Source organism: Spirillospora sp. CA-128828 (assembly GCF_050945415.1).
Classification (GTDB): Bacteria; Actinomycetota; Actinomycetes; order Streptosporangiales; family Streptosporangiaceae; genus Spirillospora.
This window is the reverse complement of the sequence record NZ_CP191986.1, coordinates 9,109,739-9,129,639: the sequence shown is the minus strand read 5'-3', so window position 1 is coordinate 9,129,639 and position 19,901 is coordinate 9,109,739. Positions and strand designations below refer to the sequence as shown.

The window sequence follows — 19,901 nt, the reverse complement described above, 5'->3', positions numbered from 1 at the left end:
CCCTGGCATCTGTGGGAGATCGGACGGCACGTGCGGGAGCAGTGGAAGCGAGCCTTTTCCGGCAATGGTTACCTGCTGGGAGCCTTGGGCACGGCCTTGGCCTCACTGCTCGCGCTGCCGCTGTGGCTTGTGCCGGGCCTCGCCGGCCCATGGGCCGAATGGCACCGCGGGCGCGCTGGGCGGCTGCTCGGCGACCCGGTGACCAGTCCGGGTGCACGGTGGGCACTTCTGTGGCCGATCGTGCACGGTGTCGTCGGCGGGGTGTTCGGTCTCGCCGCGTTGCTCTGCCTGGGCAATCTGCTGACGGTCGTCACCGTGCCGTTCTGGTGGGCGTTTCCCGCTTACACACGTCCCGAACTCTTCTGGAGCGTGAAGGTCAACGGCTGGGGGACGGCGCTGGTCCTGGGGCCGGCGCAGGTCGTCGTGCTCGGGGCGGTGGCGTTCTGGGTTCTTCCTGTGCTGGCGCGCGTCCACGCGCGGGTCTGCCTGGCGTTTCTGTCCCCGCCGATCACCGAGCGCCTCTCCGCGAGGATCGACGTGCTGACCAGGACCAGGGCCAGGGTCGTGGACGCCCACGGCGCCGAGCTCCAGCGGATCGAACGCGACCTGCACGACGGTACGCAGGCCCGCCTGGTGACGATCGCCATGTGCCTGGGCATGGCCCGCGAGTCGCTCACCGATGACGCCGAGACGGTGGCGGTGCTGCTCCGGCAGGCGCACGAGACCGCGGAGGAGGCGATGGTCGAGCTCCGCACGGTGCTGCAGACGATCTACCCGCCGATCCTCGCCGACCGCGGGCTGGACGGGGCACTGGCCTCCCTGGCGGCCCGGTCACGGGTGCCGGTACGTGCGGACGTCGGCGAGCTGGGGGCGATCCCCGCGGCCGTCGAGGCGGTGGCGTACTACGTGGTGGCCGAGGCGCTCACCAACGTCGCCAAGCACGGCGGCGCCGATCGGGCGGCCGTCCGGGTCGGGCGCGCCGGCGACCGCCTGTCGATCGAGGTCACCGACGACGGCGTCGGCGGTGCGGACGAGACCCGGGGGACCGGGATCGCGGGGATCCGGCGCCGGGTCCTCGCCCTGGACGGCACGGTCCGCCTGAGCAGCCCCGAAGGCGGGCCGACCACGCTCGCCGTCCGGCTTCCGTGTGCGTCGTGAAGGCCGAGGGGGTGCCGTGCGCGTCGTGATCGCGGAGGACAACGTCCTGCTGTCCACCGGGCTGGAACTGCTGCTGGCCACCAAGGGGTTCGAGGTCATGGCGACCGCCCGCGACGCGGAGGCCTTCGAGGACGCGGTGGCCGAGCACCGGCCCGACGTCACGATCGTCGATGTGCGGCTGCCGCCGTCGTTCCGCGACGAGGGGATCCACGCCGCGCTGCGCGCCCGACGCCGGCATCGCGGCCTGCCCGTTCTGGTGCTCTCGCAGTACGTCGAGCGGGACTACGCCGGCGAGCTCCTGTCGGACGGGCGCGGCGGGATCGGCTACCTCCTCAAGGACCGGATCGGCCGGGTGGCCGAGTTCGTCGACGCGCTGCGTCGCGTGGCGGCCGGCGGTACCGCCATGGATCCCGAGGTCGTCGCGCAACTCCTCGCCCGCCGCAACGGGGACCCCATCGACGACCTCACGCCGCGCGAACGGGAAGTCCTCGCCCGGATGGCGCAGGGACACGACAACACCACCATCGCCCGGCGGCTGAGCATCACCGAGAACGCCGTGCACAAGCACATCGGCAACATCTTCGCCAAGCTCGGCCTCGCACCCAGCGACAGCGGCCATCGACGCGTACTGGCGGTGCTGGCGTATCTCAACGGACGCGCTCCCGAAGCGTGACCTGCCTCCGCGTGTACCGCATGCCCGGTTCACGTGCTCGCGGCCACCGCCGCCGGATGCGCACGCAGCGCGACCCAGCTCGACAGCAACGTCACGGCGACGGTCAGCGCGCTCGCCGAACCGATCACGGTGAGGTAGATCCACAGTGGCCCGCCGGGCGTGGGTGAACCGCTCAGGGCGAGGCAGAACGGCACGAGCGTCAGCGTCGACACGGCACCGCCGAGGAGCACGCCGGCGAGGGCGACGGCCAGCCCCTCGACGCCCATCATCCGCAGGAGCCGGCCGCGGTCGGCCCCGATGAGCCGCTGCAGGGCGAACTCGCGCCGCCGCTCCAGCGCGGCGATGATCAGAGTGTTGACCTGCGAGATCACCGTGTAGCCGATGATCATCCCGACGAGCATGTAGTTCACCCAGGCGCCGATCCGCTCCTGCTCGGCGTGTGCCGCGGTGGCCTGGTCGCGGTCGGCGACCCGCGTCCCGGGACGGCCGGAAACAAGCCGGGCCAGCGCGGCGGTCAGCCGGGCATGGTCCACCCCGGGCGCGGCGCGGACGAGAATCTGCGCGGGGGCCCCCGACGTGACGTGCCGCGCCAGCAACGGAGCGGGCAGCATCACGGTCTTCGGTCCGGTGCGCGTGGTGAACAGCGCGACCACCCTCAGGTCGGCCTTCGCCCCATCGCCGAGGCGTAGCGTCACCGTGTCGCCCAGACTCACGCCGCCGCCGATCCGGCGGGCATGCTCGTTCGTCAGGGCGACCGTGTCGCCGCGCAAGGCGGTGAGCGACCCGGCGTTGACCGAGACCGCCGACGTGGCCGCGGCGCCCTCCGGTGTGACCCCGCGGAGAGGCAGCCCGTCCTCGCTCTGGGATCCGAAGCGCGGCGCCTCGATGTACCCGGTGCTGGTCACCAGTTCCGACGCCGCCGCGACCTCGGGCATCGTGCCGACGGCGTCGACGAGGTCGGGTGGCAGCCCGCTGGAAGACGAGGTGACCACGGCGTCCGCGCGCAGGCTCTCGCCGAAGTCGCGCTGCGCCTCGGCCGTCTGCGAGGTCTGCATGTAGATCAGGCCGGTGGCCAGTCCGGTGGCGAGCATCACCGGCGTGATCGCGGCCGCCGTCCTGATCCTTCGCGCCCGTACGTTCAGCAGCGCGAGGTGACCGGCGTGCCCCGACACCACGCGCAGTGCCGGACGCAGTACCGCGATGATGACCGGGGCGATCCGCGGGCCGAGCAGTGCGAGACCGGCCGCCCAGAGCATCGCCGAGGGCCCGGCGGTGCTGGCCGCGACCGGCCCCGACAGCACCAGCGCGGTGACCAGCGACAGCGCGACGGCGCCGGCCAGGCAGACCAGCGCGCAGACGATCCGGATCCACCCGAGCCGCCGGTCCTGCAGGGACGCCTCGGTGAGGGTCTCGGAAGGCCGCGCGGTCGCCGCGGCCCGGGCCGCGATGAACGCCGCCGCCACGGCGGTGAGGAGCCCGACGCCGGCTCCGGCCGCCGCCGGAATCCATCCCTGCCGGAAGACGACCTCGCCGGGCACGACGCCATGCGCTGTGAGCTGGTCGAACAGCATTCTTCCGGGGCGCGCTCCGGGTAGCCGCGCCAGTGCGACGGCGAGTGCGGACACCACGATCGCCTCACCGAGGACCATCCGCCGAAGCTGTCCCGGCGTCGTGCCGATGATCCGCAGCATCGCCATCTCGCGCTGCCGCTGCTGGACCGAGAGCCCCAGCGTGCTCGCCACGACGAAGACCACGACCATGATCGAGAGCCCTCCGAAGACCCCCGCCATCGGGATCAGGGTCTCCCCGGCGAGCCGGACGCCGGTGAATTCCGCCTGCCCCCGCTCGCTCCCGGTCGAGACGGTCACGTGGTGCCCCCTGAGCGCGGTCGCGATCCGTCCGCGGAGTTCGCCGGGGCGCGTTCCCTGTGCCGGAAACACCGCGATGGCGTCGATCTGCCCGGGTGCGATCCGCCGGATGTCCGCGTCGGAGAAGAACACCCCCGCTGGGAGTTCCGAGCGGCCTGCGACCAGGCCGACGACGCGGAACCGTTCGGGCGTCCCGCGCACCGTCAGCCCGACGGTGGCTCCGGCGGCCATCCCCGCCTTTGCGGCCGACCGTGCGTCGAGCACGGCTTCGCCGGGTCCGCTGGGCGGCCGGCCGGTGCTCAGGCCGTACGGCGCCAGTGAGGCCGACGACCAGCCATGGCCTGCGAACCGTTCGTCCACGTCGAGCGGCCGGTGGCCGTGGGCGAGCACGGTGACGGGGAAGGAGACGTCCGGCACCGCCTTGGCGACACCGGGCACCGCTCGTACGGCTTCCACCAGGTCAGGGGCCAGGCGGACCCGCTCCGGGAGCGTCACCCGCTCGTCGTCGCCGGACTCGGGCACCCGGTACGACTGGTCGCCGGCCACGACGACGGGTGCGCCGGCGAGCCGGCGCGGCGGGGCGTCGGTTCGGATGCCGGTCTCCATCAGCCCGCCGCAGGCCGTGACGATCACGACACCGAGGAACAGGGCGGCGAACGAGGCGGCGAAACCGCCCTTCCGGAACCGCAGGGTGCGCAGTGCGAGCCGGAACATCAGGACACCTCGCCGACATGACGTCCGGCGGGAGCGGAGCCCCAGGCGCCGAGGTGGGTCATCCGCTCGGCGATCGCGTCGGGGGAGGCTTCGCGCAGTTCGCCGGCCAGCCGCCCATCGGCGAGGAAGACGACCCGGTCGGCATGGGCGGCGGCCACCGGATCGTGGGTGACGATCACGACGGTCTGCCCGGCGGCACGCACCGCCTGGCGGAGCAGGGCCAGGATCTCCAGGGCGGTGCGGGTGTCGAGCGCACCGGTCGGCTCGTCCCCGAAGACCACCGCGGGACGGGTGATCAGTGCCCGCGCGATCGCCACCCGCTGCTGCTGACCGCCGGACAGCTCGCCGGGCCGGCGGCGCCCCAGCGAGCCGAGCCCGACCCGTTCGATCGCCTCGTGCACGGCGTCCCGTCGCGGCCGCCCGCCCGCGAGCCGGATCGGGAGTGCGACGTTCTCGGCCACGCTCAACGCCGGCAGCAGGTTGAACGCCTGGAAGACGAACCCGATGCGTTCTCGTCGGAGTCTGGTGAGGGCCCGCTCGCCCATGTGCGTCAGCTCGCGGCCGTCGAGGAGGACCGATCCCGACGTCGGCCGTTCCAGTCCCGCCGCGCAGTGCAGGAACGTGCTCTTGCCCGAGCCCGACGGACCCATGATCGCCGTGAAGGTGCCCGGCGCGAAGCCGATGGTGACCCCGTCGAGCGCGACGACACCGTTCCGCCTGCTTCCGAACTGTTTACGGACCGCCCCCAGACGAACCACTTCATCCGAGTCCGGTTTCGTTTCCGCGAGTCTCCGCATTTCCGCTCCCCATAGGCGCTGGACCGAGTCTCGTCGGCCGGGCGGGGAGCGCGGCAGATGCAGATGTCGCCAGTCGGCAGTGATGGACATCATCGATGAGGTGAGGACATCGGCATCTACCGGCGAAGAGAAGGCCGGGACCAGACTGTGCCCACGGTCGCTCAGAGGAGGCTACGTGTCCGATGCCGTCGCCTCGCTGGTAGTTCCCCGAATGGAGCACATATCCTGGCTCAATTGGGGTTCACGCGGGGAGGGCCTCCTGAAGCCGCGACTGAGAGTCAACAGTTCGGTCCAGCTGGCGACGAGTTCTATTTCGCTCATCACCATGAGCGCGATCGCCTACAGCGTGCTGATTCCCGCGGTGGAGCTGTGGCGTTTCGCTCTCAGATCCACCGGCACGACGCACACCGCCGTCGCGGTGATGGCCACGCTGATCTATCTGCCCCTGCACGTCAGGCACGTCCACCACGCCGCTCAAGGGACCCGTTCCACGGGGGCGGGCTGGACGGTCGCGGCGATGGCCGTGGTGATCATCGGCGTCCTTCCCTACCTCGGAACCTTCTGGCTGGGGCAGTTCCACGCGCTCGCCGTCTCCGTGCTCATCGTGCTCCGGCCTCCCTGGTCGCTCGCCCTCTTCGGGGCGATCGTGGCCGCGCAGACACCGTTGACGATCGTCTTCGGCCATCCCGAGATGGCTCCCTTCTTCACGATCGCCGGAGCCCTCAAAGGGCTGCCGGTGTTCCTCCTGATCTGGCTTGTCGGCGCCGTGCGGCGCCTTCACGCGGCCCGGCGGGCGCTGGCGGACGAGGCGGTGGCACGCGAACGACTGCGGATCGACGAGGATCTGCGGCGGACGGTCGGCACGGCCCTGGAGTCGATCGCCGTCCAGGGAGGACGGGCCGGCGCGCTGGCCTCGCTCGACAAGGCCGCGGCGGAGGCCGAACTGCGGGCGCTCGCCCAGAACTCACGACGGACGCTGGCCGAGGCCCGCCGGCTGATCCGCGGGTACCAGCACACCTCGCTGTCCGCCGAGCTCGACACGGCGGCCACGCTCCTGTCCGCGGCCGGGATAGAGAGCCGCTTCGCCCTCCCCGACGGCGACCTTTCGGACACCGTCGACGAAACCCTCCGCTCCACCCTGCGAGCCGGCGTCACCCGCCTCCTCCAGGACGACACGGTCCGGCGTTGCGTCATCGCGGTCTCCCGCCACGACGGCCGCCTGCGGCTGGAGGTCAACGCCGACACCGGCCAGGGGTGCGACACCGCGGCCAGTGCCCCGTGACGGCCCCGTCCGCCGACTGGTGGGAAGGCCCCGCCTGGTCGCCGCGGCGAGCCCGCTGGTTTCTCATCGCGGCCCACCTGCCGTTCATGCTGACGTCCCCGATCTACGCGATCACGGGACTGGACGGCCCGCCGGCCCGCCATCCCGCCGTCCCGCTGCTCGCGGGACTGGCCATCGGCGCCCTGCAGTTGCGGCACAGCTTCGCCGCCGTGCGGAGGGAACGTCCACGCGGCTGGCAGTGGACGTTCCTGCTCCTGATCGTCCTGGTGTACCTCCCGATGCCGTGGTTCACCGGGAACTGGATCGACATGCAGCTGTTCGTCGTGGTCTCGGCCATCATGCTGCTGCGCCGCCCGCTCGCGGTCGCGGTCGCCGTCCTCTCTCCGCTGGGGACTCTCGTGGGACTGGCCCTCACGGCGCCCGCCGAGTACGCCGACGTCGGCGTCGTCGCGGTGGCGGCCTGGGCCGTCTTCTGGCTGTCCGCCGGATTCACGATCGGGGTGGTGGCCACCTACGGATCGGTATGGCTGGTGCGGATCGTCGACGAGCTGCGGGCCACCCGCACCGAACTGGCCGAGGTCGCCATCGGACGGGAGCGGCTGCGGGTCTCTCGCGATCTGCACGACCTGCTGGGGCAGAGCCTGTCGGCGGTGTCCCTCAAGGGCGACCTGGCGCTGCGGTTGCTGTCCAAGGACACGCCCGCGGCCCGGGCGCAGATCGAGAACCTCACCCTCGTGGCCCGCGACGCGCTGGCCGGAATGCGCGCCGTGACCAGGAACGAGCACTCGGTCTCGTTGGAGGAGGAGACCAGGGGAGTGACCGCCCTGCTCGGCGCCGCGGGCATCGACGTCCGGCTCGACGTACGCCTGCCCGGGCTCGCCCCGGCCGTCCAGGATGTCCTCGCCTGGGCGGTACGGGAGGGAGTGACCAATGTTCTGCGGCACAGCGATGCCCGCATATGTACGATCACCGCGTCGCGCCGGGGCGGTTCCGTGCGGCTGGAGATCGTCAACGACGGCGTCCGCGAGCCGAAGGGCGAGGGCAGCGGCCTGGCAGGCCTGGCCGAACGTGCCCGCGCGCTGTCCGGCTCGGTGTCCGCCGACGGCGCCAAAGGCCGGTTCAGGATGCTCGTGGAGATTCCGGAGGAGGCGGCCTGATGATCAAAGTGCTGATCGCCGAAGACGTGCACATGATCCGTGGCGCCCTGGTCGCCCTCATCTCGCTGGAGGACGACATGGAGGTCGTCGCGGAACTGGACCGCGGGGACCGGATCGTGGCCGCCGCCCAGGAGACCCGGCCCGACGTGGCCGTCCTCGACATCGACCTGCCGGGTGCGGACGGCCTCACCATCGCCGGTGAACTGCACGAGCTGCTGCCCGAATGCCGGACGCTCGTCCTCACCGGGCTCAGCCGGCCGGGCAACCTGCTGCGCGCGCTCAAACTCCATGTCCGCGGCTTCATCATCAAGGACGCACCCGCCGAGACCCTCGCCGACGGCATCCGCCGGGTGGCCGCCGGCGAACGCGTGATCGACCCCGACCTGGTCGCCGCCGCGCTGGAAACCGGCAACAGCCCGCTGACCCAGCGTGAGGCCGACGTCCTCCGCGCCGCCGAAAGCGGCATCTCCACCGCAGAAATAGCCGCCGCCCTCTCGCTGTCGCGTGCGACCGTCCGCAACTACCTTTCCAACGCCATCACAAAGGTCAACGCCCGCAACCGCATAGACGCCATCCGGATCTCCCGGAACGCCGGCTGGCTGTAAGGACCCACTGCGCGGCGTCCCCAGTGCCGCCGGCATCCCGGGAGAGCATCCGTTGGGCCGATCCCGTCACTCGACGGGAATCGGGGGGATCTCGGCCAGGCAGCCGGTGCCGGTCACCCTCCCGGTGCGGAAGAACTCCGACTGCAACTCCATGACGCAGGGGTTGGCCTGCTCGTCGAACTCGGCGACGTGACCGGTGTTGGGTATCTCGATCACCTGGGCGCGCGGGTACTGCCGCGCGGCGGCCCGTCCCTCCGCGGTCGGGGTGTTGGCGTCGAGTTCACCGGAGAGGACGAGGACCGGCACGCCGGGCAGTGGCCGGTCGGTGGGCTGTACGGGCCCTTTCCGGTCCGGCCAGCGCAAGCAGAAGTTGCCGCGGTCGTAGATTCCGTTCGTCCAGGCGCGTGCCGTGAACGGGGCGAAGGCGCCCGAGGCCAGCCGCCGGCGTGCCCGTTCGTACTCCCGGGTCCGCGCCGGTACCGGGGCCTGCCGGTCCCACAGCGTCGGGTAGTCGTTGCAGATCACCGAGGCCCATGTGGTGAGCCCGTACAACTGCTCGTCGGCCTGCCCGCTCTGCCGGTCCTCCCTTCGTCGGGGAAGCCGGTCGCTGAGCGCCGGCTGGGCCCGTGAGCCGGCCACCTCGGTCAGCGGCCCGTAGTCGCCTTTCAAGGAGGCTCGCACCACACCGGGCAGGCGTCCCATGAGCTCCCGGTCTCCGGCGGCGTCGTAGGTGATGGCGGCCAGCGCCGTGTCGTCCAGCACGCGCTCGGCGCCCGCGCTCTCATAGGGGACGGGCCGCGCCCGCAGCCGCCCTGCCAGCGTGCCGAGGCCGGCGAGTACCTGATCGCCGTCGCACTTGCCCGCGCTGCGCTCGCACAGCACCTTGATCGCCTGCCTCATCGCCTGGGCGTTGGGGCGCGCCCACATGTCGAACTCCAGCGGATAGGCGCTCGACAGCACGATGGAGCGGACGTGCCCAGGGTGGCGCTGTGCGTACACGGTCATGAGATAGCTGCCGTAGGACTCGCCGAGCAGGTCCAGCTGGCCGATGCCCAGGTGCGCCCGGACCGCGTCGAAATCGTCGGCGGTGGCGGCCGAGGTGTAGTGGCGGGAGCGTTTCCCCAGTTCGCGTCCGCATCCCCGCACGGCGTCCAGCAGCCCGGAACGCGTCGCGGGGATGGCGTCGATGGAGAGGTCCTCGCAGCGCTGCGCGTCTGAGCCGCCGGTGCCGCGAGGGTCCATCAGCAGCATGTCGTGGGTATCGAGGATCTTGCCGAAGACGCCGGGGAGCAGCTGCGGCCGCTGCGCCAAGCCCACGATCGTGGCGTTGCCCGGTCCTCCGTCGTTGAGGGCCACCGTGCCGGCGGCGGGTGCGGTACCGCGGTGCCTGACCAGCATGTACCGCACCGTGGTCTCTCCGGACGCGGGGGCGGCGCGGTCCAGCGGCACCTGGATGGTTCCGCATGTGGTCTCCAGCCCCGGCGGTCTTGGACACGTCGTGTCCGTCCGGGCGGCCGCCGGGGCGGCCTGCGTGGCGGGCACGCCCGCCCATACGGCGGTCGCGGTGCCGGCCAAGGCCAGGACGGCGAGCGCCCTCGGACGGGCCGGCCGTTTCGCGGTGGTCTTGTTCAAGCCCGGCAGGGTCATTCCTCGCCCCTTCGCTCGGAGATGCTCGTCCGGGACGAGTCTGAGCGGCGGACGGGTGGATCCGGCAGATTCCGATGTCACCGACCACAGATGACGAACGTCATGAGGCCGATCCTGAGTCTTCTGACTCCGGCCGGGCGGATCGGGTCATGCGGGGCGGCGGCCGATGCCGGGGAGGAACCGGCCGACGTGGGCGGCGTACCGGCCGTAGTCCTGCCCGTGGACGCGGCGCAGGTACGGTTCCTCGACTGCGCGGACCTGCAGCTGGATCGCCGCGATGGTCAGGACCAGGCCGCCGAGGGAGACGGCGTTGGGGACCATCCCGGCCAGGCCCGCCGCGGTGGCGATCATGGCGGTGAAGATGGGGTTGCGGGCCAGGGCGAACGCGCCGGTGGTGACCAGGGCGGTGCGTTCGGTCTCGTCGACGCCGATGCGCCAGGAGGCGCCCATGGACATCTGCGCGGCCAGGGTGGCGGCCACGCTGAGCGCGGCCAGCGCCAGTCCGCCGCCGCGCACGATCGGGTGGTCCAGGACGCCGACAGGGCCGAGTCCGGCCAGGTCGGCGACGGGGCCGGCGGCGCCGACCAGCAGCGCGACGACGAAGGCGATCCGGGCCCACCACTGCATGCCGCCCGGGCGCAGGCCGGCTCCGCGGAATCCGGTGTCGCCGGTGCGGCGCCACTGCACCAGGCTGCGCAGCCCGAACGCCAGGGCGGCCCAGAACACGTAGATGATCAGCGCGGCCGTCGCCATGAGGTCCTCCGAGGGCTTGGTGCGGGGTGGGGGGTCCGGGAGCGGTTGCCTGAACATCTGAACAACTGCTCATATATTGAGCATAGGGCCGGGAGGCCTCGCCGTACAGGTGGCTTCGCCGCGCATGGGTTTGATCACAGCCGGTTCTGCGGCCGGCCGTCATGGCTGATGATTTGGGCGTCAGGTTCCGGCGTCGACTTCAGAGGTGGGCTTGTGAGCGTGGTAGCGGCAGTGCTGTCGGCCGTCATCGGCGTGTTGTTCGTCGTGACGGGCGGGGTGAATGTGCTCGGTGTCCGTCAGAGCCTGGCTGTGCGTGACCACTTCGGTATGGCGCCCGGAGTGTGGCGTGCGGTGGGGGCGCTGGAGGCCGCCGGCGGCGTGGGCGTGCTGATCGGAATCAAGGTGGCTCTTCTCGGTCTGCTCGCCTTGGGCGGTCTGACGCTGTTGATGCTCGGCGCCATCGCGTCGCGATTCAGGGTGCACGACCCCGCTCGCCTGCTTCTTGCCGACGTGGGTGTGCTCGGGCTGGTCGTGGCAACGGCCGCCACTCGTCTCACGACGTAGGCCACGCCTGGCTCGGGGGCTTCGTCGCGCGAAGGTCTGTTGCTCTGGCGGCCATGACGGCGGCGACCGCGCACAGGACCGCGACGAGTGACAACGCCGATCGCAGCGAAGTGGCGGAGGCGACGAAGCCGAGCAGCGGGGGTCCGACCAGGAAACCGGTGTACGCCATGGTGGCGACCGCGGACAGCGCCCGGGCGGGTGGCAGAAGCGGGGACCTGGCGGCGGCTTCGAAGGCGACCGGCGCGATGATCGACACGCCGAGACCCACGATCGCGAATCCCGCGACGGCGGCCGCCGGACGGGGCATGGTGAGCCCGCCCGCCAGTCCGACGGCGGCGATCACGGAGCCCGTCGTGATGATCCGCCGGGGGGTGAACCGGCCGCGCAGCGCGTCGCCGGAGAAACGGCCGATCAGCATGGTGGCGGAGAAGGCCGCGTAGCCGAGCGGCGCGACCGCCGTGGTGGAGCGCAGAGCGTCGCGAAGGTAGATCGCGGTCCAGTCGGCCATGGCCCCTTCCGCCACCGCACCGCAGAAGGCGATCGCCCCGATGCCCCACAGCGGACGGGGCGGCAGGCGGACGGCCCGCCCACTGCGGGCTCCGGAGTCACCCGGATGTTCGGGAAGGTCGCGCACCATCGAGGGGCGCATCGCGGCCAGCACCGCCGCTGCGATGGCGGCGACGGCGAAGAAGTGGTCCGTGAGGGACACCCCTTGTCCGGCGGCCAGCACGCCCGTAGCCGCACCGGCCAGTCCGCCGAGGCTGAAGAAGCCGTGCAGGGAGGACAGCACCGGGCGTCCGCGCCGCCTCTCGACCTGCAGGCCCTGCGCGTTCATGGCGACGTCCATTCCGCCGTTGCCCGCACCGAGCAGAACCAGGGCCCCGAACAGGGCCCACAAGGATGTCGCCATTGCCGGCAGAAGGAGCGCGGCACAGAAACCGAATCCGAAAACGCTGGTGGCGAACGCGCTCCCGCGGCGGGAACTCAGCCATCCGCTGGCTTGGAACGCCACCAGCGCCCCCGCCGACATCCCCAGAAGCGCCGCCCCGAGCTCCCCGTGGTGCAGTCCCGACCGCTGGGCGGCGCCGGGGATCCGCGCGAACCAGGTCGCCAGGACGAACCCGTTGACGAAGAAGACGACGGAGAGACCGGCCCGCTCGGCGACCTTGATCACGATGCTCAGGTGCGCAGTCCGGGCAGGACCTCCGTGGCCACCGCCTCCAGGACCCGTTCCGAACCCGCGAAGACGCCCTCCCGCCGGGGCCACGGCGCCACCACGTCGGTGAACCCGAGCTCGGCGGCACGGCCGAGGAAGTCCCGGTAGGTCTCGACCGACGAAAGGGAGAACACCGGTGCGGCGTCGGTCTGCACGAATCTGCGGACGGACCCGCGCTCCCGCCCCTGATCGTCCAGCGCCTCGTCGAACCGTGCGGCGGCATCGGCGACATGCCGCCACCAGGTGTCGAGGTCGTCGCTCGGCGCTCCCGTGGTGATCCACCCCTGCCCGAACCGGGCGGCCACCCGCAGCGCCTTCGGGCCGTTGGCCGCGATCACGAACGGCGGGCGAGGCGACCGCACCGGGCCGGGGGCGTTGCGCGCGTCCACGGCCGCGTAGTACTCCCCTGTCAACGTGACCCGCTCGCTGCTCAGCAGGGCGTCCAGGAACTCCACGAACTCCGCGAACCTCCGGAGCCGGCTCGCCGGCCTCCCGTCCGCGCCGAGCACGGTGGAGTCGTAGTCACCGGCCCCGCCCGCCCCGACGCCGAGCGTGAACCTGCCCGCCGACACGTCGTCCAGCGCCAGGATCTCCCGTGCGAACGGCACCGGATGCCGGAAGTTCGGCGAGGCGACGAGCGTGCCGAGCTCGATCCGCCCGGTGGCCCGCGCGGCCAGCGCCAGCGTCGGCACGGCCCCGAACCACGGACCGTCGACCAGCGACTCCCAGCCCAGGTGGTCGAAGGTCCACGCGTGGTCGAAGCCGTACTCCTCGGCCCTCCGCCACTTCGGCTCGGCGTCCGGCCAGCGGTACTCCGGGAGAATGACGATTCCGGCTCTCATCGGTCGACTCACTCCTCGTCGGGACGGGCGGCGGCCGGGATCCCGGCCGCCCTGATCACAGATGCTGCTCGCGGGCCCGCGTCCGGTGGTACTCGTCCTGACGCTCGTCGGTGATGTACGCGGGAACCGGGAAGTCCCACCACCCGGGCGTCCAGGGGCCCGCCGCGTCGCGGTCGGTCGGCACCTCGACCAGTGCGGGGGCGCCGGACTCGATCGCCTTGCGCAGTGTGGGCTCCAGCTCGTCCGGCCCTTCGACCCGCCAGGACTGCAGCCCGAACGCCTTGCCCAGCGCCGCGTAGTCGGGGCTGTAGGGCTCCCCGCCCGGGTGGTTGAACTCGGTGCCGATGTGCCGTGACGTCTGCTTGCGCTGGCCGCCGCGGATTGACATGTATCCGGCGTTGTTCTGCACGACGTACACCACGGGCACGTCGTTGGTGACGCTGAGCGCGATCTCCTGGGCGGTCATGAGGAAGTCGCCATCGCCGAGAACGCAGACGACATCGGCCTCCGGCCGGCCGAGCTTGGCGCCGACGGCGGCGGGCACCGCCCACCCCATGGAGGAGAACCCGCCGGAGGTGAGGTGGGTGCGGGGCTCGTACACCGGGAAGGTCTGCTTCACCGCTCCCTGGGTGTTCCCGGAGCCGACGACGATGACCGCGTCGCGCGGAAGGATCTTGCGCAGCGCGCCGAGCGGGCGCTGCGAGGTGAACGGGAAGCGGTTGCTGTCCCGGCGTCCGGCGAGCTTGCGCTCCCAGTCCTCCTTCAGAGTGGCGAGATGGGCGAGGTACTCGGCGCGGGCGGGCGTCGCCGCCGGCAGCGAGTCGGTGATGGCCGCCACCGCGCACCTGGCGTCCGCGACGATGCCGACCTCGGCCGGGTAGTTCTTGCCGATCTCATGCGGGTCGACGTCGATGTGGATCAGCTTGGCCGGCGGAATGGAGAAGCTGACCCCCTGGGCGTAGCTGGAGGCCGACCAGTCGGTGAACCGGCAGCCGACGGCGACGACGACGTCCGCCGCCGCGGCGATCCCGTTGCCGGGGATCGTGCCGGTCTGGCCGACGCTCCCGGCGAACAACGGGTGGTCTTCGGGGAAGGCGCTCTTGCCGTTCCACGTGGTCACCACCGGGACGCTCCAGCGTTCCGCGAGGCCCAGCACCTCCTGGCCCGCGTCCCCGCTGATCGTCCCGCCACCGACGACGATCACCGGCCGCTCGGCGGCGCGCAGCACGGCGGCGGCGCGGTCGACGGCCTCCGGGTCGGGATACTGGCGGCCCACCGGCAGGCGTGAGGCGAGGTCGTGCAGCGAGACGTCGGCGCTCTCGGCCTGGACGTCCATCGGTATCTCGACGTGCACCGGCCCCGGCCGTCCGGTCAGCATGGAGTTGAAGGACCGGTGGAGGATGAAGGGGAGCTCGTCGACCCTGGTCGCCACCCAGTGGCGCTTGGAGACGGCCTCGGCCACCTTGGGGAAGTCGTTGGCGGTGTACCGGTCGAGCTCCTGGAGCAGGCCGTGGCCGCGCATGTGCGTGGGCGGGCCGCCGGTGATGACCAGCACGCTCGTGGAGTCGGCGAAGGCCGTGGCCATGCCGATCACGGTGTTGCTGGCGCCGGCGCCGATCGAGGTGACGGCGGCCATCGGACGGCCCGTCGTCCGGTAGTAGCCGTCGGCCAGGTGAACGGCGCTCTGCTCGTGGAAGACCTGGATGAACGGGATCCGGGACTCCTGGTCGAGGAGGGCGTCGGTGAGGGACCAGATGCCGTGGCCGGGGATCCCCGCCACGTGGTCGACTCCGTAGTTGCGCAGGGTGCGTGCGACGATCTGGCCGCCGGTGAGCACGGGCACGGTGCACTCCTTTCGGTGGAGGTGAGACGTCGGTCTGTTGAGGTCAGGGCCGCTGGTCCCGCAACCGGCGGGCGACTTCGATCGCGTCGCCTTCCTGCGCGTCCGACCCGTCCCCGGGCCGGACGGTGAGGAGGTAGGCCAGGCCGGCGCCCGCGACGATCAGGAAACCGATGAGCGCGATCCACCGGTCGTAGAAGGGCAGGTCCGAGTCCCCGGTGGGCTGGGCCAGGAGAATCATCGCGAGTATCCCGTACAGGAGCGCGGCGACCGTCACCGGGAGCCCGGCCTTGCCCATGCTCCACGCGCCGGCCGGGCGCCAGCCCTTCAGCCGCATGCGCAGCGCCGCCAGCACGACCATCTGGAAGGCGACGTACCCCGCGAGCATCTGGAACGCCGCGATGCGGAACAGCGAGTCCGGCGCGAAGTACACGAACAGGAACAGCGCCAGCGGCGGGATGTTGACGGCGATGAGGGCGTTCACCGGGACGTGCCGCTTGGCCGAGATGCGGGAGAAGACGTGGCTGCCCGGGAACATGTCGTCGCGGGCGAAGGAGAACACGAGCCGGCTGGCCGCCGCCTGCTGCCCCATCACGCAGGCCAGGAACGAGGTGAGCGCGACGACGAGGAACGCCTTGGCGCCGACCGAGCCGAGGGAGTTCTACAGGATGGCCGGAATCGGGTTCCCGACGTCGCCTGACACGATGGCCGGAAGGTCCGGCGCGGCCAGGACGTAGCCGGCGTAGGACAGCAGCGCCGAGCCTCCGCCGACGAGCACTGTCAGTTGCATGGCCCGGGGGATCCGGCGGGCCGGGTCGGGCACCTCCTCGGCGACCTCGCCGCAGGCCTCGAAACCGTAGAACAGCAGGAGCCCGACCAGCGACGCGGCCAGGAACGGGCCGAAGTACCCCTCGCCGTGGCCGCCGGTCCCCATGGTGTCGAAGAAGACCGAGAACGGCTGGTGCCGCTGGAAGACGAGCAGGTACAGGCCGACGGCGATCACCCCGACCAGCTCCGCCGCCAGTCCGATCTTGGAGATGCGGGCCAGCGTCCGCGTGCCCGTCGCGTTGAGCACCAGCCCGATCGCCGTGACGATCACGGCGATGACCAGGCGCGACCCGGGCGAGGACTGGGCGCCGGGATCGTCGGCCGTGCCGAACAGCAGGCTGGCGACGAAGTCGGCGCTGAACAGCGCGGTGGTCGTGATGCCGATGATCACACCGCAGATGTAGATCCACGACAGCAGCCACGCGTACCGGCCGCTCCACAGCCGCCGCGCCCACTGGTAGAGCCCGCCGGCGAGCGGATACTGCGCCACGACCTCGCCGAACACCAGCGCGACGAGGAACTGGCCGGCGGCGACGATGCAGATCCAGAAGACGGCCGGGGGTCCCGCCGTCGTCAGGCCCTGCGCGAACAGCGCGATCACCCCGACGAGCGGCGACAGGTAGAGGAAGCCGAGTGCGAAGTTGGCCCACAGCCCCATCTGACGTTCGAACTTCTGCTCGTAGCCCAGCGCCTTGAGCTGGGCGTCGTCTGCGGAGACCTGCGGGCGGCCGTCTTGTGTCGTGGACATCGGCCTTACCTTTCGTGATCCGTGGCGTGGTCGGTCCAGGCGGGTTCCCGGCCGCCGGCGGCGGCCGCCCGGATGTCGCCTGACCGGGCGTGGCCTTCGAAGTTCTCGAGGCGGGAGACCCGGCCGCAGACCTCGCCGAGCAGAGCGCTCGTCGCGGGGTCGCGCACCTCTTGGTAGGTGACGGTCTTGAGGAACTTCCCCACCCACAGACCGCCCGTGTAGCGCGCCGCACCGAGCGTGGGCAGCACGTGATTGGTGCCGATCACCTTGTCGCCGAAGGAGACGCACGTCCCCGCGCCGAGGAACAGGGCGCCGTAGTCGCGCATGCGCTCCAAGGCCATGCGGGGGTCGGCGGTGATGATCTGCACGTGTTCGGAGGCGTACGTGTCGGCCAGCGCGTAGGCGGTGTCCAGGTCCTCGACCACCCGGACCTCACCGTGGTCGCGCCAGGCCGGACCGGCGACCGCGTTCGTCGGCAGGCCGGGAAGGAGCCGCTCGACGTGCTCGATCGTCCGCCGGCCGACCTCCGTGGAGGTCGTGATCAGCACGGCCGGCGAGTCCGGGCCGTGCTCGGCCTGACTGAGCAGGTCGACCGCGACGACGAACGGATCGGCGGTCTCGTCGGCCACGATGAGGATCTCGGTCGGGCCGGCGAACAGGTCGATGCCGACCTCACCGAACAACTGCCGCTTCGCCTCGGCGACATAGGCGTTGCCCGGGCCGGTGATCAGCGGCACCGGCGCGATCGTCTCCGTGCCGAGCGCCAGCGCCGCGATGGCCTGCACGCCTCCGAGGACATAGATCTCGTCGGCGCCGGCGAGATGCATCGCCGCGATGCTGACCGGCGGAGGCCGCCCGCCGCCGGGCGGCGTGGTGGCCGCCACCCGGTCGACGCCGGCGACCTTCGCGGTGACGACCGTCATGTGGGCCGATGCGGTCAGCGGATACCGTCCGCCGGGCACGTACGCGCCCGAGGCCGAGACGGGGATGTTGCGGTGGCCGAGCACCACCCCGGGCAGCGTCTCCACCTCGATGTCGCCGATCGAGTCGAGCTGCGCCCGGGCGAAGCCGCGCACCTGGTTCTGGACGAACCGGAGATCGTCCAGAACCGTCTCGGGCACCGACTTCACGATGGCGGCGATCTCGTCGTCGCGCAGCCGGTACGAGTCCGGCGCCCAGCCGTCGAACCTGCGGGAGCAGCGCCTGACCGCGTCGTCGCCTTCGGCGCGCACATCGGCGATGACCTGCGCGACCGTCTCGATGACCTGCGGATCACCGGCACGCGCCGGCGTCTCTCCCGCTGCGGCCTTCAGGCTGATGGACACTCGGACTCTCCCTTGCGAAAAGACGTGGGCTCGATGTCGGAGGCGCTCCGAACGGCTCTGTCAGCCGGGTCAGGCTGCCGGACCGATCGCGGCGATGGGGAGAAGTCTTGCGACGCATCACCGCCGCTGACAGACTCGCGATGCGAAGCGACAGGCCCGATCACTGCACAGTCCGTGCAGTGACCGAGATTCCGGTGGAGAAGGGTTCTCGATGGGGCTCACGACCGAAGCGGTTCTGGATCTTGAGATCTTCCGGCGTGCCGGCGCCAGGATCTTCGCCGGGCACCGCAACCTGCATCGAACGGTCCGCTGGGTGCACGCAGGGGAGATCCCCGACATCGCACGGTTCCTTTCCGGCGGTGAGCTGCTGCTCACTGCGGGTCTCGGCATCGGGCGCACCGACGAGGAACAGCGCACCTACATCCGGCGGATCTGGTCGGCGAACGCCGCCGTTCTCGTCGTCGAGCTGGCCGGACGGGCGTTCGCCACGATGCCGGACGGCGTGGTCGAGGAGGCCGAGCGGCTCGGTCTCCCCGTGGTCGGCCTGAAGGAGGAGATCCCGTTCGCGGAGGTGTCCGCCCAGGTGCACGAGATGCTGGTGGAGCAGCGCGTGCAGGAGCTCACCGCCGAGGAGGCCATCGGCCAGGCCTTCATGAACCTCCTGCTGGACGGCCAGGACTCCCTGGCGCTCACCGCCGAGCTGGCGCGGCGGGTCGGTCACCCGATCGTGCTTGAGGACATGTCCCACCAGGTGCTCGCCTACGCCGGGCGCACCCCCGAGGCCGACCAGATCATGGCCGAGTGGAGCACCCATTCGCGGGTCCTGCACGAACTCCAGCCGCTGTCACCTCGGGGGCATCGCCCCCTGCCCTCGGTGCGGGCGCGGACCGCGGCCGACTTCGCCGAGTGCGCCCGCCGGCCCGTCGTGCTCCGGGGCGAGTGCTGGGGCTGGTTGCACGTCCTGCACGGCCCCGCCGAGCTCGCCGGGCCGGACCTGTACGCGCTGGATCGGGCCGCCGCGGCCGTGGCCATCACGCTGCTGAGCGAACGCGAGATCGGAGCGCGCTCGGCCCAGCGGCAGAGTGCCCTGGTCAACCGGCTCATGCTGGGCGACCTGTCCGGTGAGGAGTTCGTGCGGAAGGCGCTGGCGCTCGGCCGCGACCTGCGCCGCCGGCGGCTCCTGGTGATCGTCGTCGGCAAGGACGGGGCGGACGGCACCTTCGGAGAACAGGACCTGTCCGAGACCCTGCGCGGTGTCGGTGCGCCCGCCGTCGTCGCCGACATGGGCGACTACACGCTGGCGGTGGCGGGGCTGCCGCCGGACACGCCGGACCGTGCGATCGTCGACGCGCTGGACGGCCATCGGGTGCGCGCCGGGATCAGCCGGATCATCGAGCCCGCGAACCTGCCGGCCGCCGTCCAGCAGGCCCGCAACGCCGCCGCCGCGGCGGCCGCCCGCCCGGATCCGTCCGTGCTGCGCTTCGACGACCTCGGCGTCCTGCGGCTGCTGGTCGCCCTGGCCCAGGGCCCCGAGCTGGCCGGCTATGTGGAGGACGAACTGGGCGTCCTGCTGCGGCACGACGCGAGCAGCGCGAACCGCCTCCTGCCCACGCTCCGGGCCTACCTGGAATGCGACGGCAACAAGTCCCAGGCCGCGAGCACGCTGTACGTCCAGCGGCGCACGCTGTACTACCGGCTCGAACGGCTCGACCGGTTGATGGGCGTCTCCCTGGACGACCCCGCTGTGCGCGAGCGTCTCCTGCTGGCGGTGCGCGGCCTCGACCTCCTGCAGCGGCCGTTCGCCGCCGGATGAGCCATGCGGGGGCCCATGCACGGTATGTGCAAGCCCGGCCGCGATCCTGCACGCGATGGCCCTCCTCGGTC

At 71.7% G+C, this 19,901-nt stretch carries 15 protein-coding genes and 1 pseudogene; 7 read left to right on the top strand and 9 right to left on the bottom strand.

Translation table 11 applies throughout. The features are described from left to right. The first annotated feature begins 30 nt into the window (after positions 1 to 30). Positions 31 to 1,158, top strand: a complete 1,128-nt coding sequence (locus ACQPXG_RS43830) for a sensor histidine kinase (RefSeq protein WP_433465039.1) — start codon at positions 31 to 33, stop codon at positions 1,156 to 1,158. A 16-nt stretch (positions 1,159 to 1,174) separates the two neighbouring features. After that, a complete protein-coding gene (locus ACQPXG_RS43825) occupies positions 1,175 to 1,831 on the top strand; it encodes a response regulator transcription factor (protein WP_433465038.1) in 657 nt (218 codons plus the stop codon). A 29-nt stretch (positions 1,832 to 1,860) separates the two neighbouring features. Here ACQPXG_RS43825 and ACQPXG_RS43820 read toward each other — a convergent pair whose 3' ends face one another. Beyond that, entirely contained in the window at positions 1,861 to 4,413 is a 2,553-nt protein-coding gene (locus ACQPXG_RS43820; protein ID WP_433465037.1) for an FtsX-like permease family protein, read from the bottom strand. Further along, positions 4,413 to 5,171, bottom strand: a complete 759-nt coding sequence (locus ACQPXG_RS43815) for an ABC transporter ATP-binding protein (protein ID WP_433465036.1) — start codon at positions 5,169 to 5,171, stop codon at positions 4,413 to 4,415. Before ACQPXG_RS43815 ends, ACQPXG_RS43820 begins: the two co-directional genes overlap by 1 nt. A gap of 364 nt (positions 5,172 to 5,535) precedes the next feature. On the opposite strand from ACQPXG_RS43815, the gene ACQPXG_RS43810 reads away from it, so the two are divergent. Genes ACQPXG_RS43810 through ACQPXG_RS43800 form a run of 3 tightly spaced genes read left to right on the top strand, consistent with a single transcriptional unit; the run spans position 5,536 to position 8,254 of the window. Then, positions 5,536 to 6,492 carry a hypothetical protein gene (locus tag ACQPXG_RS43810; protein WP_433465035.1) on the top strand — a complete coding sequence of 319 codons (957 nt, stop codon included), beginning with the start codon at positions 5,536 to 5,538 and terminating at the stop codon, positions 6,490 to 6,492. Beyond that, on the top strand, positions 6,489 to 7,649 hold the full coding sequence (locus ACQPXG_RS43805) for a sensor histidine kinase (RefSeq protein ID WP_433465034.1): 1,161 nt from the start codon (positions 6,489 to 6,491) through the stop codon (positions 7,647 to 7,649). The genes ACQPXG_RS43810 and ACQPXG_RS43805 overlap by 4 nt, the downstream gene beginning before the upstream one ends. Then, complete coding sequence (locus tag ACQPXG_RS43800) at positions 7,649 to 8,254, top strand: response regulator transcription factor (protein ID WP_433465033.1); 606 nt, start codon at positions 7,649 to 7,651, stop codon at positions 8,252 to 8,254. Before ACQPXG_RS43805 ends, ACQPXG_RS43800 begins: the two co-directional genes overlap by 1 nt. A 66-nt stretch (positions 8,255 to 8,320) precedes the next feature. Here ACQPXG_RS43800 and ACQPXG_RS43795 read toward each other — a convergent pair whose 3' ends face one another. Together ACQPXG_RS43795 and ACQPXG_RS43790 are read right to left on the bottom strand one after the other, a co-directional pair. Continuing rightward, the gene (locus ACQPXG_RS43795) at positions 8,321 to 9,886 is read right to left on the bottom strand and encodes an alpha/beta fold hydrolase (protein ID WP_433465032.1); all 1,566 of its coding nucleotides are present in this window, start codon (positions 9,884 to 9,886) and stop codon (positions 8,321 to 8,323) included. Positions 9,887 to 10,048: 162 nt separating this feature from the next. Next, positions 10,049 to 10,654: a methyltransferase family protein gene (locus tag ACQPXG_RS43790; RefSeq protein ID WP_433465031.1), complete on the bottom strand. Its 606-nt coding sequence runs from the start codon at positions 10,652 to 10,654 to the stop codon at positions 10,049 to 10,051. A gap of 213 nt (positions 10,655 to 10,867) precedes the next feature. Here ACQPXG_RS43790 and ACQPXG_RS43785 point away from each other — a divergent pair, with 213 nt between their 5' ends. Continuing rightward, positions 10,868 to 11,218: a DoxX family protein gene (locus tag ACQPXG_RS43785; RefSeq protein ID WP_433465030.1), complete on the top strand. Its 351-nt coding sequence runs from the start codon at positions 10,868 to 10,870 to the stop codon at positions 11,216 to 11,218. Here the strand turns inward: ACQPXG_RS43785 and ACQPXG_RS43780 are convergent. The 5 genes and pseudogenes from ACQPXG_RS43780 to hisD all read right to left on the bottom strand — a co-directional run bounded on the left by ACQPXG_RS43780 (position 11,208) and on the right by hisD (position 18,017). Next, positions 11,208 to 12,392 (bottom strand): MFS transporter, encoded by a 1,185-nt coding sequence (locus ACQPXG_RS43780; RefSeq protein WP_433465029.1) that lies wholly within the window; start codon positions 12,390 to 12,392, stop codon positions 11,208 to 11,210. The genes ACQPXG_RS43785 and ACQPXG_RS43780 overlap by 11 nt on opposite strands. Positions 12,393 to 12,397: 5 nt before the next feature. Continuing rightward, positions 12,398 to 13,276, bottom strand: a complete 879-nt coding sequence (locus ACQPXG_RS43775) for an LLM class flavin-dependent oxidoreductase (RefSeq protein WP_433465028.1) — start codon at positions 13,274 to 13,276, stop codon at positions 12,398 to 12,400. Positions 13,277 to 13,331: 55 nt separating this feature from the next. Continuing rightward, positions 13,332 to 15,119 carry a thiamine pyrophosphate-binding protein gene (locus ACQPXG_RS43770; RefSeq protein WP_433465027.1) on the bottom strand — a complete coding sequence of 596 codons (1,788 nt, stop codon included), beginning with the start codon at positions 15,117 to 15,119 and terminating at the stop codon, positions 13,332 to 13,334. 43 nt (positions 15,120 to 15,162) lie between these two features. Further along, positions 15,163 to 16,602, bottom strand: a pseudogene (locus ACQPXG_RS43765) (APC family permease). A 95-nt stretch (positions 16,603 to 16,697) separates the two neighbouring features. After that, positions 16,698 to 18,017 (bottom strand): histidinol dehydrogenase, encoded by a 1,320-nt coding sequence (gene hisD / locus ACQPXG_RS43760; RefSeq protein WP_433465026.1) that lies wholly within the window; start codon positions 18,015 to 18,017, stop codon positions 16,698 to 16,700. Between the two features lie 211 nt (positions 18,018 to 18,228). Between hisD and ACQPXG_RS43755 the strand changes: the two genes are divergently transcribed. Then, positions 18,229 to 19,830 (top strand): PucR family transcriptional regulator, encoded by a 1,602-nt coding sequence (locus ACQPXG_RS43755; RefSeq protein ID WP_433465025.1) that lies wholly within the window; start codon positions 18,229 to 18,231, stop codon positions 19,828 to 19,830. Positions 19,831 to 19,901 lie beyond the last annotated feature (71 nt).